The sequence below is a fragment of the Cupriavidus sp. 10L45 genome (assembly GCF_056395225.1).
Map to the genome: position 1 here is coordinate 592,450 of NZ_JBFTJC010000001.1, position 13,539 is coordinate 605,988.

A 13,539-nucleotide genomic window follows, 5' to 3' on the forward strand; every position below is an offset into this window, starting at 1 on the left:
CTCCTAGGCCGCCAGCGCGCGCCGCGCGGCATCGACAATCCGCGCCACGGAGGGCAGGTAGCTGTGCTCCAGCCGGGCCAGCGGCACCACGGTGTCGTAGCCGGTCACGCGCTGCACCGGCGCGCTGAGCGAATAGAGGCCGGCATCGGCCAGATTGGCCGCGATCTCCGCGCCGAGCCCCGCCGTGCGCGGCGCCTCGTGCACGATCACGCAGCGGCCGCTGCGGGCCACGGATTCGAGGATGGTGTCCATGTCGAGCGGCTTCAGCGTCGCCACGTCGATCACGGCGGCGCCGATGCCTTCGTCGGCCAGCTGGTCGGCGGCGGCCAGCGTCTCCTGCAGCATCGCGCCCCAGCTCACCAGCGTGAGGTCGGCACCGTCGCGCAGCGTGAAGCAGGCGTCGAGCGGCAGCGCCTCGCCATCGTCGGGTACCTCCTGCCGGAACAGCCGGTAGAGCCGCGTCGGCTCCAGGAAGATCACCGGGTCCGGATCGCGGATGGCCGCCAGCAGCAGCCCGTAGGCCCGCGCGGGCGAGGACGGCATGACCACGCGGATGCCCGGCATGTGGGCGAACATCGCCTCGGGGCTTTCGGAATGATGCTCGGGCGCGTGGATGCCGGCCCCGCTCGGCGCGCGCACCACCATCGGACAGCCCAGCCGGCCGCGCGTGCGGTGGCGCATGTGGCCGGCGTGGTTGAGGATGTTGTCGATGGCCGGGTAGATGAAGCCCGCGAACTGGATCTCGGCCACCGGCTTGAGTCCCATCGCCGCCATGCCGATGGCCGCGCCGACGATGCCGCCTTCGGCCAGCGGGGTGTCGATCACGCGCGCCTCGCCAAAGCGCGCCTGCAGGCCCACCGTGGCGCGGAACACGCCGCCGTTGACGCCGATATCCTCGCCCAGCAGCACCACGTCCGGGTCATGCGCCAGCGCGTGGGCCAGCGCCAGGTTCACCGCTTCCACCAGATGCAGTTCAGCCATGATGGGCTCCTGGCGGGGTCGTCTGATATTGGCGCGCCACCTCGCGCTGGGCTTCCAGCGCGGCGGGCAGGGTGGCGTAGAGGCAGTCGAACATCGCGCCGGTGTCGGGCGGCGGCAGGGCCAGGTAGGCGTCCACGGCAGCGGCCACGGCCTGCTGGCATTCGCGGATCAGCGCCTCCTCCCGGCCCGGGTCCCAGGCGCCCTGCGCGGCGAGGTAGTCGCGCAACCGCACGATGGGTTCCTGCGCCCAGGCGGCCTTGACCGTTGCTTCGTCGCGGTAGCGCGAGGCATCGTCGGCCGTGGTGTGGTCCCCCAGCCGGTAGGTCACGGCCTCGATCAGCGTGGGGCCGCCGCCGGCCCGGGCGCGGTCGATCGCCTCGCCCACGCGGTGCCGCACCGCGATCACGTCGTTGCCATCGACCTGCTCGCCGGGAATGCCGGCGGCGATGGCCTTCTGGGCGAGCGTCTGCGCGGCGGTCTGCTTGCTGCGCGGCATGGAGATCGCCCACTGGTTGTTGTTGACGACGATGACCAGCGGCACGTGCCACGCGCCGGCCATATTCATCCCCTCGTAGAAATCGCCCTTGGAGGTGCCGCCGTCGCCGACGATGGTCACCGCCACGCGGGGCTGCCCGCGCAGCTGGAACGCATAAGCCACGCCGGCGCCRTGGCCCACCTGGGTGCCGATCGGCACGCAGTTGCCGAAGTCATGCGGCGCCGCCGCAAAGCCGCTGCCGCGCTCGTCGCCGCCCCAGTACAGCAGGCTCTCGGTCATGGTGACGCCCCGCACAAACTGCGCGGCGTGGTCGCGGTAGGACGGCACCAGCACGTCGTCCGGCAGCATGGCGGAGGCCACTCCGACGCCAATCGCTTCCTGCCCGAGCGCGGACGCGAACGTGCCGATCTGGCCCGTGCGCTGCATGGCGATGGCCTTGAGGTCGAACTGGCGGGTCAGCACCATGGCGCGATACAGCGGCAGCAGCGCGGCCGGGTCGCGGGCGAAGGGGGGAAGGTCTGGGCTGGCGGTGCCCTGGGCGGAAAGGTAGCGGGTAAAGCCGATCTCGAAGCGCGCAACAGTGTCCATGTGGATGTCCCCGTGTTGGAACCCTGTCAGGTTCGCGGTGCCCTGTGCGGCGCAGCATCTTGTGGACGCTGCTGCCTTCGAGTGTAGGGCACGGATGCGGGGAGCGGGCGTGCGCTGCCGCACGGGGCGGCGGATCGGCTTACCGGGGGGACTGAGGACGGCTGACTTCGGCGCCTTACACCGGCTTCCACACCGGCGAGGCCGCCACGGTCACTTTCCTCGGCAGGATGGACTGCGCGGCGAAGGCGTCGGCGATGCGCTGCTGTTCCTCGAGCGAGGCGGCGTCCACGGCCTGTACCTGATAGGTACGGCGCAGGTTGGCGGCCTCCACGGTGGCCGGGTCGAGCCCGATCAGCGGCGCATGCCATGCCGCCGCCGGACCCGGGTTGCGCTTGATCCAGTCGCCTGCACGGCGCAGTTCGTCATAGACCACGGCCAGCACGTCGGGCCGACGCTTCGCGTACGGCGTGGCGGCGAGATAGAAGCGCCGGTAGCTGGCCAGCTTCGTCCCATCGCGCAGGATGCGGGCATTGGCCTGGCGCTGCACTGCTGCGAGGAACGGGTCCCAGATCACCCAGGCCGCCACGCTGCCGCGCTCGAAGGCCGCGCGGGCGTCGGCGGGCGTCAGGTAGGCCGGTTCGATGTCGCGCACGGACAGCCCCGCTTCGGCCAGCGCCTCCACCAGCAGGTAGTGCGCCCCCGCGCCCTTGGCGAATGCCACGCGCTGGCCCTTGAGCTGGGCGACGGTGCGGATCGGCGAGTCCTGCCGCACCACGATGGCCTGCGCCGTGGGCGAGGGCGTCTCGATGGCGTAGTAGGTCAGCTGCGCGCCGGCGGCGAGCGCGAACGGCGGCACCGCGTCCGCCACATCGGCGGTGAGGTCGAGGTTGTTGACGTTCAGCGATTCCAGCAACGGCAGGCCCGAGGTGAACTCGTGCCACTGCACGTTCACCTTCAGCGGGGCGAGGGCCTTCTCCAGCGTCTCGCGCGACTTCAGCCAGATCATCAGCGTGGAGGACTTCTGGTAGCCGATGCGCAGCGTCTCGGCGCCATCGGCCGCGTGCGACAGGCTCGACAGGGTCGACAGCAGCGGGAGCGCGGCGCTCCCCAGGCCGGCCAGGACCAGGCGGCGCCGGGTGGGGTCGCGGGTGGCGTCAGATTCGTGCGACATGGCGGATTTCCTTCGTTCGGGTGGGTGTCTAACCCGCCAGCCTAGCCGCCAGCGCCCGCGTGGCGAACGAAGCTTCCCGCCTTTGCTTATGCGGATTGGCGCCATATGCGACAACCGCATAACCGCGCGCGATTTCATTCGTTGTTCCGATATCGCCCGCTCTTTACAGTGCATAGCTTGTACCCGGTTCCCCTCCCGTTCCCCGGTCCCCCAAGAAGCCGAGAAGCGCATTGCCATGACGACTGCCACCCTCCAGGATTTCGAGATCCGCCCGTTCGACGCCGCGCTTGGTGCGGAAGTGATTGGGCTCGATCTGAACCAGCCGCTGTCCCCGACGGACTTCCAGCGCCTCCATCGCGCCCATCTGGACCACCACGTGGTGGTCTTCCGCGACCAGCGCATCACGCCCGCGCAGCAAATCGACTTCAGCCGCCGCTTTGGCCCGCTGCAGATCCACGTGCTGCACCAGTTCCAGTTGCCCGGCCATCCCGAGATCCTGATCGTCTCGAACGTGGTGGAAGACGGCAAGCCGATCGGGCTGGGCGATGCCGGCCACTTCTGGCACTCCGACCTCTCCTATAAGGAGAAGCCCAGCCTCGGCTCGCTACTGCACGCGCGGGAGCTGCCCGAGGAGGGCGGCGACACGCTGTTCGCCAATATGCACACCGCCTGGGACGCGCTGCCCGCCGACCTGCAACGCCGGGTGGAGGGCCTGCAGGCCGAGCACACCTACCTGGCGCGCTACGCCGAACTGCAGGCGCGCAGCCCGTGGCGGCCCAACCTGTCGCCCGAGCAGATCGCCCAGGTGAAGCCGGTGCTCCAGCCGGTGGTGCGCACGCATCCGGAGACGGGCCGCAAGGCGCTGTTCGTCAGCGAGCACTTCACCACGCGCATCGCCGGCCTGCCGGAGGACGAAAGCCGCGCGCTGCTGGACGAGCTGTTCGCCCATAGCGTGAAGCCCGCGCACGTCTACCGCCACCAGTGGCAGCCGAACGACCTCGTGTTCTGGGACAACCGCTCGCTGCTGCATCTGGCCGCCGGCACGCCCGACCATCTGCGCCGCGTGATGTACCGCACCACCATCGAAGGCGATACGCCGTTCTGAACGCGACACCGAACCGAAATCCATCCGGAGCCCCTGCATGTCCCTGTCCATTCTTTCGACGACCCTGAAACGCCGCGCCGCCGCCGCCGTCCTGACCGTACTGATTGGGCAGTGCGCCAGCCTCGCCCTGACCGGCGTGGCGCACGCCGAGGGCCGCCTGCGCATTGCCGAGCAGTTCGGCGTGGTCTACCTGCTGCTGAACGTGGCCCGGGACCAGCAACTGATCGAGAAGCACGGCAAGCAGCAGGGTGTGGACGTCAAGGTGGAATGGACCCAGCTCTCGGGCGGCGCCGCCGTCAACGACGCGCTGCTCTCGGGCGCCATCGACATCGCCGGCGCCGGCGTGGGCCCGTTGCTGACGGTGTGGGACCGCACGCACGGCAAGCAGAACGTGAAGGGCGTGGCCTCGCTCGGCAACTTCCCGTACTACCTCGTCAGCAACAATCCCAAGGTGAAGTCGATTGCCGATTTCTCCGACAAGGACCGCATCGCGCTGCCGGCCGTCACGGTGTCGGTGCAGTCGCGCGTGCTGCAACTGGCCGCCGCCAAGCAATGGGGCGACAAGGAATTCAACCGGCTCGACAAATGGACCGTGGCCGTGCCCCACCCGGACGCAGCGGCGGCCATCATCGCCGGCGGCACCGAGATCACCGGCCACTTCGGCAACCCGCCGTTCCAGGAGCAGGAGCTGGCCGGCAACCCCAACGCGCGCATCGTGCTCAGCTCGTATGACGTGCTGGGCGGGCCGAGTTCCGCCACCGTGCTCTACGCCACCGAGAAGTTCCGCAACGAGAACCCCAAGACCTACCGCGCCTTCGTCGATGCGCTGGCCGAGGCCGCGCAGTTCGCCACCGCCAATCCGGAGGCCGCCGCCGACCTCTATATCCGCGTGAACAAGGCCAAGATCGACCGCGCGCTGCTGGTCAAGATTCTGCGTAACCCGCAGGTGCAGTTCAAGGTCACGCCGCAGAACACCTTCGCGCTGGCCGAGTTCATGCACCGCGTGGGGGCGATCAAGAACCAGCCGAAGACCTGGCAGGACTACTTCTTCCAGGACCCGGCCACGGCCCAAGGGAGCTGACATGTCTGAACCGCTGCACCCAGGCGCGCATCTGCGCGTGATTCCGGGCCGGTCGCCGTCTTCGTCACCGTCTGCGCCGCTGTTGCAGGTGGATGGCGTCTCGCTCGAATACCGCACCGACGCGCGCGTGGTGCGTGCCACCCATCGCGTGAGCTTCGACGTGCATGGCGGGGATCGCTTCGTGCTGCTGGGCCCGTCCGGCTGCGGCAAGTCCACGCTGCTCAAGGCCGTGGCCGGCTTCGTGCCGCCAGCCGAGGGCGAGATCCGCCTGGAAGGGCGGCGCGTGGCGGCGCCGGGGCCGGACCGCATCGTCGTGTTCCAGGAATTCGACCAGCTGCCGCCGTGGAAGACGGTGAAGCAGAACGTGATGTTCCCGTTGCGGCGCTCGCGCGGCATGGGCGCCGCCGAGGCCGCCGAGGTGGCGCTGCACTTCCTGAACAAGGTGGGGCTGGCACAGTTCGCCGATGCCTATCCGCACACGCTATCCGGCGGCATGAAACAGCGCGTGGCGATTGCCCGCGCGCTGGCGATGCGGCCCAAGGTGCTGCTGATGGACGAGCCGTTCGCCGCGCTGGACGCGCTGACCCGGCGCCGCATGCAGGAGGAACTGCTCGAACTGTGGCACGACGCCGCCTTCACGCTGCTGTTCGTGACCCATTCGATCGAGGAGGCGCTGGTGGTCGGCAACCGCATCCTGCTGCTGTCCCCGCACCCGGGCCGCGTGCGCGCGGAACTCAACAGCCACCAGTTCAGCCTGGCCAGCCAGGGCAGCGCCGATTTCCAGGCCGCCGCGCAGCGCATCCACCAGATGCTGTTCGATCAGCCGGCAGAAACCGCCGGCGAGCGGGGCAGGGCGCACGCGTAGCGTTTCGACTTCGTAGAGACGCCCACCCTCTCCCCCGGCCCCTCTCCCAGAGGGAGAGGGGAGGAACACCGCCGGTTTGCTCCCCGTCGCGCAAGCGGGAGAGAGGAAGGAACACCGCCGCTTTGCTCCCCTCGCCCGCTTGCGGGAGAGGGGCCGGGGGAGAGGGGCAGCGTCCCCAGCCACGATATCGCCTATATATATATGACCACCCTCGACACCCCCATCCGCCCTGAATACGAACTGGCGCTCGAGCCGTTCACCGCTGTGCCGCTGTCGCGGCCGTTGCCCTTCCATCGCCGCCTCTGGCAGCAGGGCTGGGTGCGCAAGGCGGTGATCCTGCTGGCGCTGGCGGTGCTCTGGGAAATCCTCGCCCGCATCCAGGACAACGACCTGCTGCTGCCCACCTTCCTGGCCACGGCGCGGGCGTTTGGCGAAGGCATCGCCAATGGCGAGCTGCCGGGCAAGGCGGCGGTGTCGCTGTCGGTGCTGGTGCAGGGCTACGCGGCGGGCATCGCGCTGGCCTTCGTGCTGACCACGCTGGCAGTCTCCACCCGGCTCGGGCGCGACCTGCTCGACACGCTGACCGCCATGTTCAACCCGCTGCCGGCCATCGCGCTGCTGCCGCTGGCGCTGCTCTGGTTCGGCCTGGGCAGCAAGAGCCTGATCTTCGTGCTGATCCACTCGGTGCTGTGGCCGCTGGCGCTGAATACCTACGCAGGCTTTCGGGGCGTGCCTGAGACGCTGCGCATGGCCGGGCGCAACTACGGGCTGCGCGGCCTGCGCTATGTGGTGCTGATCCTGCTGCCGGCGGCGCTGCCGGCCGTGCTGTCCGGGCTCAAGATCGGCTGGGCCTTTGCCTGGCGCACGCTGATTGCGGCGGAACTGGTGTTCGGCGCGTCGTCGGGCAAGGGTGGACTGGGCTGGTACATCTTCCAGAACCGCAACGAGCTGTACACAGACCGCGTGTTCGCCGGGCTCGCCACGGTGATCCTGATCGGGCTGGCGGTGGAGGGGCTGGTCTTCACCACGCTGGAACGCGTGACGGTACGGCGCTGGGGCATGCAGCACTGACCCGGTTGGCCCGTTACCCCGTTGCCTGGCGGCGAGGGGCGGAGTAAGGTACGTGGTCTCGTCCGGAGCCCCCATGACCGCCATCCACAATGCCGCCGCCCAGGGTTTTGCCGCCCAGGCCGATACCTACGCCCGCGGGCGTCCCGAATATCCCGCCGAACTGGCGCACTGGCTGCACGACACGCTGGGGCTCGCCCCGGGCAAGTCCGTGGTCGACCTCGGCGCCGGCACCGGCAAGTTCACCCGCCTGCTGGCCGCCACCGGCGCCAGCGTGGTGGCCGTGGAGCCGGTCGCCGAGATGCGCGCCCAGCTTGCCGCCAAGCTGCCGGACGCCACCGTGCTGGCCGGCACCGCCGAAGCCATCCCGCTGCCCGACGCCAGCGTGCACGCCGTGGTCTGCGCGCAGGCCTTCCACTGGTTCGCCAACCCCGCCGCCATGGCCGAGATCCGCCGCGTGCTGCGCCCCGGCGGCAAGCTCGGGCTGGTGTGGAACGTGCGCGATGAATCGGTCGACTGGGTGGCCCGGCTCACGGCCATCATGACCCCGTTCGAAGGGGATGCCCCGCGCTACTACCGGGGTGACTGGAAGCGGGTCTTTCCCGCCGAAGGCTTCGGGCCGCTGCGCCTGACGGAATTCCCCTACACCCACACCGGCGCGCCGGAGCAGGTCATCGTGGACCGCGTGATGTCGGTCAGCTTCATCGCCTCGCTGCCCCCGGCGCAGCAGGACGCGGTGCGCGCCCAGTTGCACGACGTCATCGCCACCGACCCGGCGCTGCGCGGCCAGACGGCGGTGGCGTTCCCGTACACCACAGCCGCCTATTGCGCCGAACGGGGCTGAAACCCTTAGCCCGGGCGGATTGACAAGCCCCGGGCCGTTCTATACGGTGGACGCCCATTCCAACCGGCCGTCCGCCGCTCCCTCATGCCACGTAAAGCCGCCCAACTCTCCGAAGCCGACAAGCATGGCGCTGCAGGCGGCGCCGTGGCCGTGGATCGGGCGCTCTTCGTGCTCTCGGTCTTCCGGGAAGGGGATACCGCGCTCGGGCTGGCCGAACTGGCGCACCGGAGCGGTCTATATAAGAGCACGCTGCTGCGGCTGCTCGCCTCCCTCGAACATGCCCGGCTGGTGCAGCGGTTGCCCGACGGCCGCTACGGGCTCGGCCCGGAAGTCGCCCGGCTCAATGCGGTCTACGCGGCGTCATTCTCGCTGGAGCAGGTGGTGGTGCCCGCGCTGCGCGAGCTGGTGCGCGACACACGCGAATCGGCCGCCTTCCACGTGGAGCAGGGCGAGCACCGCCTGTGCCTGTACCGCGTGGATTCCCCCCAGCCCGTGCGCGACCACATCCGCGCCGGCGATCTCCTGCCGCGCAACCGTGGCGCCGGCGGCCGGGTGCTGCGGGCGTTCTCGGGCGCACGGGGCGAGATCTACCAGCGCATCCGCGAGGAAGGGGTGATTGCCATGGTGGGCGACCGCAGTCCGGACATCGCCGGGGTCTCCGCGCCGGTATTCGGCCCGGCCGGGGAACTGAAGGGGGCGCTGACGCTGACCTGCCCGACGCCGCGTTTCTCCGAAGCCTTCCGCGATCAGGTGCTCGCGGCCGCGCGCCAGCTTACGGCGGCGCTTGGCGGCACCTTCCCGGAAGTCCAGCCGGCCCGCGCCCCGGCGGTGCCCGCAGGGCAGAACGTCCCATCTGACGAAGACTGATCCGCACGGATTTCCGTAGTAATTTCAAAACGTTGCGTGCGCGCTAACCCGGCTTAACGGGGGTGCCGCCGCACGCCATGCACGGGCTATGATGCGCCTCTCCGGTCGCAATTCCCGTTATCAGCGGGCATCTTGCGGCCAGGATCAGGGTAAACCGCAATAACGGCAGCCGCCCCCGGTAGCTTTAGAGGATGTTGAATCCGTGCACCTGGCCCAGCAGACCATTCTGGTCGTCATGATGGTGGTGTTCTCCAGCACGCTGGTAATGGCGGCGGGGCTGGTGCTCGCGCTGCGCGCCAACGAGGCCGGGCGGCTGTGGGCGAGCGGCCATGTCATCGCTTCCGGGGCCGGGCTGGTCGTGGCGGCCAGCGTGGGCGCCGGGTCGCTCCAGCTTGGCGCCCTCGGCGCCGGCGCCTATATCGTCGGCCGGCTGGCGATCTATCGCGGCGTACGGGTCTACTACGGCCTGCCCGAGCGCGCCATGCTGCTGCGGGCCACCGGCGCCGTGGTGATGGTCCTGATGGTGCTGATGAGCGGGCTGGCGGACGGCCCGCTGCTGATCCACGCCATCGGCTACGGCGTGCTGGCCATGACCTCGTTCACCACCCTCATTACCCTGCTGCGCAGCGCGCGCGGCCGTACCAGCATCGGCGGGCCGCTGGTGCTGGCCTCCCATCTGGTGCTGCTGGGCTCCCAGGTGGCGGCGCTGGGGCAGGCGGCGTCATTCCACGGGCACGTGATGGTGCCGTTCTTTGCCCAGACCGCCTCGTCGGTCTGGCCGCTGGCGCCGCTGGTGGCGGTGCTGCTGGGCCTGTTCGGCTTCAGCCTGATGGCGATGGAACAGATCATCGCCCGGAACGAGAGCGGGGCGCGGGTCGATGCACTGACCGGCCTGCTGAACCGCGGCGCGCTGGACATGACCGCCATGGGCCTGGTGGCGCGCTGGCAGCGCGAGCGCGAGGCGCTGTCCTGCCTCGTCATCGACGTGGACCACTTCAAGCAGGTCAACGACACCCACGGCCACCACGCCGGCGACAACGTGCTGCGCGAGATTGCCGCCGCGCTGGACAACTCGCGCCGCGCTTCGGACATCGCCGCGCGCTACGGTGGCGAGGAATTCTGCATCCTCTGCCCCCACACGGACGAACAGCAGGCCACGGCGCTGGCCAACCGCATCCTGCGCAAGGTGCGGGCGATCGAACTGCCGGGGCGGGGCGGGCATGCCAGCGTCAGCATCGGCGTGGCGCAGCTGCACGGCGGCGCCACGAGCCGCGAGTCGCTGTGGCGCAACCTGTTTTCCGAAGCCGACCGCGCGCTCTACATGGCCAAGCAGCGGGGCCGCGACCAGTTCGTGCTCGGGTCGAGCATGGTGATCGACGAGACCCCGGAAGCGCCCGCACCGGCGCCGACGTCGATGGACTGCGTCACCGCCGCCTAGGCGGGCCTACCCCAGCGCGCCCCCGAAGCGATACCGCTTGCCCGGGTGCCACAACACCACCAGCGAGGCCACCGCATCGCGCGAAAACGTGCGGCGGCGCAGCACCAGCGCCGGCTCCGCCTCGCCGATGGCCAGCATCTCCGCCACCTCGGCCGTGGGCAGTTGCGCCTCGATCTGGTACTCGGCGCGCTGTAGCGGCGCCACCCGCATCAAGTGCTCGTTGGGCGTGACCGCGCCAAAGTCGATTTCCATATAGCCCGGCGCCAGCGCCGGATTGACCCAGCGGTCTTCCACCTGGATCGGCGCGTCGTTCTCGTAGTGCAGGATCACCGAATGGAACAGCATGCTGCGCTCGGCCACGCCGAACTGGGTGGCCAGCATGCGCGTGGCGTGCTGGCGTTCCAGCCGGAACAGCGCGCTGCGGTGGCGGTGGCCGCGCGCGCGGATCTCCTCGGCAATGCTGCGGATCTCCACCACGGTGGCCTGGTAGCGCTGCGGCGCCACGAACGTGCCGGCGCCCTTGCGCCGCACCAGCACCTGTTCCGCCTCCAGCTCGTTGAGCGCGCGGTTCACCGTCATGCGCGAAACGCCGAACTGGGCCGCAAGCCGCAGTTCGGGCGGGATGGCGTCCCCCTCGCCCCAGGTGCCGGCCTCGATCTCCCCCTGCACATAGTCCTTGATGCGCTGGAAGGCGGGCGTCGGCGTGGCCGACGAAGGGGTCGATGACATGCAGGCTCCTGGCTCTCTGTAATGGTGCGCGCGGTCCGCTTCGGTGAAATGCGGCGCCGGCCACCCCTGACGATGCCCGCGCATTGTGCCGCATCGCACCAACGCCGTGCGCGACACAGGGATGACGCGGGGATTGCGCCGCTTATGCGGAAACCGCTTTTCGATCTGCAAAAAGTTGTCTATACAGTATCAGACAGGATCGATAAGATCAGTCTATACAAGCTGCTGCCGAAGACAAGCCGGAAGCGCTGTCACGGCGGCAGCATCGCGATCGCAAAGCACGGGGAGCCCGCAGTGAATCGTCATCTTTTCAGGCTGGCAGCGGCATGGCTGCTGCCGGTAGCGCTGTCATGGGCGGCGCCAGCCAACGCGCAGCCGGACACCCATTCGACCTATCCCGCCAAGCCGGTGCGGATCATCGTGCCATTCGCCGCCGGCGGCGTGGCGGACGCGCTGCCGCGCCTCATCGGCCAGAAACTGGGCGAGAAGTGGGGAAAGTCCATCGTGGTGGACAACAAGCCCGGCGCCGCCGGGAATATCGGCATGGAGGCCGTGGCCCGCGCCGCGCCGGACGGCTACACGCTGGGCCTGGCCCCGGCCGGCAACCTGACCGTGAACCCCATCCTGTTCCCGAAACTCGGCTATGAGACGCGCGACTTCGTGCCCGTGACCATGCTCGCGGCGTCGCCGAACGTGCTGGTGGTGAATCCGGCCGTCCACGCCCGCTCGCTGAAGGATCTGGTCAGCTACGCCAAGGCCCACCCGGGCGAACTCAATTTCTCCTCGCCCGGCAACGGCAGCGGCGCGCATCTGGCGGGCGAGCTGCTGAACCTGGAGGCCGGTATCAAGATGGTGCACGTGCCCTACAACGGCATGGCGCCCGCGCTCAACGACGTGCTGGCCGGGCAGGTGCAGATGATGTTCGGGGGGATTTCCACGGTGTTGCAGCACATCCGCACCGGCAAGCTGGTGCCGCTGGCCGTGGCCAGCCCGCGCCGCCTGCCGCAGTTGCCGAACGTGCCGACGGTGGCGGAATCGGGCTATCCGGGCTTCGACGTGACCTCCTGGTACGGGCTGGTGGCGCCGAAGGGCACGCCGGACGCCATCGTCCAGAAATGGCAGGCCGATGTGGCCACCGTGCTGCGCCAGCCCGATGTGAAAGAAAAACTCGACGCGCTGGGCCTGGAGCCCGTGGGCAACAGCGCGCAGGCGTTCGGCGGCACCATCGCCGCCGAGACGCTCAAATGGCGCGCCATCGTGCACCGCGCCAACATTCCCCCGATGCAGTAAGGAGACCGCCGTGAAAGAGTTGTACCTGACCTACCTGAACGGGCCGGACGTGGCCGAACTGGCGCTGACCGATGCCGAGATCCTGGCGGCGGTGGAAGGCGCGCTGGCCGCGCAGGGCCGCCGCGAGACCGTGATCGAGCCGCGCGTGCACCTGGTGCCGGAGTCGTCGGACAAGGGCCATTTCAACGTGCTGCGTGGCTTTATCAAGCCGCTGCACGTGGCCGGGGTGAAGGTGGTTTCGGACTATGTCGATAACTACAAGCAGGGCCTGCCGTCGGAAATGGCGCTGCTGAACCTGTTCGACCCGGACAACGGCGTGCCGCTGGCCGTGATCGACGCCACGGCCATCACCGACATGCGCACCGGCGCCGTGACGGCGCTCGGCGCGCGGCATCTGGCGCGCAAGGGCAGCAAGATCCTCGGCCACGTGGGCGCACGCGGGACTTCGTACTGGAACGTGCGGCTGCTCGATTCGATCTTCGATTTCGACGAAATCCGCGTCCATTCGCGCCGCCCGGAGAGCCGCGACGCCTTTGCCGCCCGGCTGACGCGCGACCTCGGCAAGCCGGTGATCGTGACTGACGACTGGGAGTCCTGCGTGCGCGGGGCGGACATCATCGTGGAAGCCTCCCGCCTGCCGGCGCCCACGCCGATGCTGCTGACCGAATGGATCAAGCCCGGCGCGCTGGTGATTCCGTACGGCACGATGAGCGCCGTGGAGCTGTCCCTGACCGACATCATGAGCAAGATGGTGGTGGACGACTGGGGCCAGTGCCGCAAGGGGCTGCCGTTCGGCGCGCTGCGCCAGCACGTGGACAGCGGGCGGCTGAACGAGGAAAACCTCCATGCCGAGCTGGGCCAGATCGTGGCGGGGCTGAAGCCGGGCCGCGAGCGCGACGACGAGACCATCCTGTTCTGGCACCGCGGGCTGTCCACCACGGACATCGCGCTCGGCCATGCCATGCTGACCAAGGCGCGGGCGCTGGGGCTCGGCCAGACGCTGCGGTTTGCCTGAG

13 protein-coding genes are annotated in these 13,539 nt (G+C 69.4%); 9 read left to right on the forward strand and 4 right to left on the reverse strand.

Features of this window, described 5'->3' with window-relative positions; translation table 11 throughout:
* Positions 1-3: 3 nt before the first annotated feature.
* From AC1DFU_RS02675 to AC1DFU_RS02685, 3 genes are all read right to left on the reverse strand, one after another.
* Positions 4-981 carry an alpha-ketoacid dehydrogenase subunit beta gene (locus tag AC1DFU_RS02675; protein WP_092296961.1) on the reverse strand — a complete coding sequence of 326 codons (978 nt, stop codon included), beginning with the start codon at positions 979-981 and terminating at the stop codon, positions 4-6.
* Positions 974-2,065, reverse strand: a complete 1,092-nt coding sequence (gene pdhA / locus AC1DFU_RS02680) for a pyruvate dehydrogenase (acetyl-transferring) E1 component subunit alpha (protein WP_092296964.1) — start codon at positions 2,063-2,065, stop codon at positions 974-976. The genes AC1DFU_RS02675 and pdhA overlap by 8 nt, the downstream gene beginning before the upstream one ends.
* A 175-nt stretch (positions 2,066-2,240) precedes the next feature.
* Positions 2,241-3,236, reverse strand: a complete 996-nt coding sequence (locus AC1DFU_RS02685; RefSeq protein ID WP_092296967.1) for an aliphatic sulfonate ABC transporter substrate-binding protein — start codon at positions 3,234-3,236, stop codon at positions 2,241-2,243.
* A 235-nt stretch (positions 3,237-3,471) separates the two neighbouring features.
* On the opposite strand from AC1DFU_RS02685, the gene AC1DFU_RS02690 reads away from it, so the two are divergent.
* The 7 genes from AC1DFU_RS02690 to AC1DFU_RS02720 all read left to right on the forward strand — a co-directional run bounded on the left by AC1DFU_RS02690 (position 3,472) and on the right by AC1DFU_RS02720 (position 10,504).
* On the forward strand, positions 3,472-4,341 hold the full coding sequence (locus tag AC1DFU_RS02690) for a TauD/TfdA dioxygenase family protein (RefSeq protein WP_441592862.1): 870 nt from the start codon (positions 3,472-3,474) through the stop codon (positions 4,339-4,341).
* Positions 4,342-4,378: 37 nt separating this feature from the next.
* Positions 4,379-5,422, forward strand: coding sequence for an ABC transporter substrate-binding protein (locus AC1DFU_RS02695; protein WP_255370888.1), 1,044 nt, complete (start codon positions 4,379-4,381; stop codon positions 5,420-5,422).
* A 1-nt stretch (position 5,423) separates the two neighbouring features.
* Complete coding sequence (locus tag AC1DFU_RS02700; protein WP_092296973.1) at positions 5,424-6,287, forward strand: ABC transporter ATP-binding protein; 864 nt, start codon at positions 5,424-5,426, stop codon at positions 6,285-6,287.
* Between the two features lie 201 nt (positions 6,288-6,488).
* Positions 6,489-7,358, forward strand: coding sequence for an ABC transporter permease (locus AC1DFU_RS02705; RefSeq protein ID WP_092296976.1), 870 nt, complete (start codon positions 6,489-6,491; stop codon positions 7,356-7,358).
* 73 nt (positions 7,359-7,431) lie between these two features.
* Entirely contained in the window at positions 7,432-8,199 is a 768-nt protein-coding gene (locus AC1DFU_RS02710) for a class I SAM-dependent methyltransferase (RefSeq protein WP_441592863.1), read from the forward strand.
* A gap of 84 nt (positions 8,200-8,283) precedes the next feature.
* A complete protein-coding gene (locus AC1DFU_RS02715; protein ID WP_092296982.1) occupies positions 8,284-9,066 on the forward strand; it encodes an IclR family transcriptional regulator in 783 nt (260 codons plus the stop codon).
* A 202-nt stretch (positions 9,067-9,268) separates the two neighbouring features.
* Complete coding sequence (locus AC1DFU_RS02720) at positions 9,269-10,504, forward strand: GGDEF domain-containing protein (protein ID WP_092296985.1); 1,236 nt, start codon at positions 9,269-9,271, stop codon at positions 10,502-10,504.
* A gap of 6 nt (positions 10,505-10,510) precedes the next feature.
* Here AC1DFU_RS02720 and hutC read toward each other — a convergent pair whose 3' ends face one another.
* Positions 10,511-11,233 (reverse strand): histidine utilization repressor, encoded by a 723-nt coding sequence (gene hutC / locus AC1DFU_RS02725; RefSeq protein ID WP_092296988.1) that lies wholly within the window; start codon positions 11,231-11,233, stop codon positions 10,511-10,513.
* Positions 11,234-11,527: 294 nt separating this feature from the next.
* Between hutC and AC1DFU_RS02730 the strand changes: the two genes are divergently transcribed.
* Together AC1DFU_RS02730 and AC1DFU_RS02735 are read left to right on the forward strand one after the other, a co-directional pair.
* On the forward strand, positions 11,528-12,523 hold the full coding sequence (locus AC1DFU_RS02730) for a Bug family tripartite tricarboxylate transporter substrate binding protein (protein ID WP_255370889.1): 996 nt from the start codon (positions 11,528-11,530) through the stop codon (positions 12,521-12,523).
* 10 nt (positions 12,524-12,533) lie between these two features.
* Complete coding sequence (locus tag AC1DFU_RS02735) at positions 12,534-13,538, forward strand: ornithine cyclodeaminase family protein (protein ID WP_441592864.1); 1,005 nt, start codon at positions 12,534-12,536, stop codon at positions 13,536-13,538.
* Position 13,539: the final 1 nt, after the last annotated feature.

What these genes read in the sequence shown, in the direction of transcription:
- AC1DFU_RS02700 (WP_092296973.1), top strand. Translation starts at nt 5,424, where the DNA reads ATGTCTGAACCGCTGCACCCAGGCGCGCATCTGCGCGTGATTCCGGGC.
- AC1DFU_RS02695 (WP_255370888.1), top strand. Translation starts at nt 4,379, where the DNA reads ATGTCCCTGTCCATTCTTTCGACGACCCTGAAACGCCGCGCCGCCGCC.
- AC1DFU_RS02705 (WP_092296976.1), top strand. Translation starts at nt 6,489, where the DNA reads ATGACCACCCTCGACACCCCCATCCGCCCTGAATACGAACTGGCGCTC.
- AC1DFU_RS02710 (WP_441592863.1), top strand. Translation starts at nt 7,432, where the DNA reads ATGACCGCCATCCACAATGCCGCCGCCCAGGGTTTTGCCGCCCAGGCC.
- AC1DFU_RS02675 (WP_092296961.1), bottom strand. Translation starts at nt 981, where the DNA reads ATGGCTGAACTGCATCTGGTGGAAGCGGTGAACCTGGCGCTGGCCCAC.
- AC1DFU_RS02685 (WP_092296967.1), bottom strand. Translation starts at nt 3,236, where the DNA reads ATGTCGCACGAATCTGACGCCACCCGCGACCCCACCCGGCGCCGCCTG.
- AC1DFU_RS02715 (WP_092296982.1), top strand. Translation starts at nt 8,284, where the DNA reads ATGCCACGTAAAGCCGCCCAACTCTCCGAAGCCGACAAGCATGGCGCT.
- AC1DFU_RS02690 (WP_441592862.1), top strand. Translation starts at nt 3,472, where the DNA reads ATGACGACTGCCACCCTCCAGGATTTCGAGATCCGCCCGTTCGACGCC.
- hutC (WP_092296988.1), bottom strand. Translation starts at nt 11,233, where the DNA reads ATGTCATCGACCCCTTCGTCGGCCACGCCGACGCCCGCCTTCCAGCGC.